Genomic DNA, 534 nt, shown 5'->3' with positions numbered 1-534 from the left:
CCGACGTCTCCCTGACCGACGGCACCCTGTCCGGCTTCTCTGAGAGCGACGTCTGGACCGTCATCGACAACGGCGACGGCACCTGGTCCTTCTCCTACGGCGGCCAGAACATCGGCATGGGTGATTCCTACACCAGTATGCCTCTGGGCGAGAAGAACGACAAGTGGACGCTGGAGGATGCCGGAAACGGCCTGTACTACATCAAGAACACCGTCCGTGAGTCTTATATGGAGTACCAGGACAGCTACGGCACCTGGAGCGCCTACTATAACATCGAGGCCGGTTCTGAGGGCATGTTTGCTCTGGCCTTCTATCAGGTTTCCGGCTCCTCCGAGCCGCAGCCCGGCGACGGCCCCATCTACGACGGGGAGCAGGTGGTCATCTATAACCCCGCCTATGGCAAGGCCCTTTCCGGCACTTACAACGGCTTCTACAACAACGGCACCGACGTCTCCCTGACCGACGGCACCCTGTCCGGCTTCTCTGAGAGCGACGTCTGGACCGTCATCGACAACGGCGACGGCACCTGGTCCT

1 protein-coding gene is annotated in these 534 nt (G+C 61.0%); it reads left to right on the top strand.

Annotated features, from left to right (window positions below; all coding sequences use genetic code 11):
- Positions 1-534: hypothetical protein (locus H7U37_RS15205; protein ID WP_204877001.1), on the top strand; the 534-nt coding region annotated here is incomplete at both ends.

It is taken from the genome of Pseudoflavonifractor phocaeensis (genome assembly GCF_016901735.1).
In the GTDB taxonomy this organism is placed as follows: domain Bacteria; phylum Bacillota; class Clostridia; order Oscillospirales; family Oscillospiraceae; genus Pseudoflavonifractor_A.
Note: the sequence above shows the minus strand (reverse complement) of the source record. Positions and strands in the feature narration are given on the sequence as shown.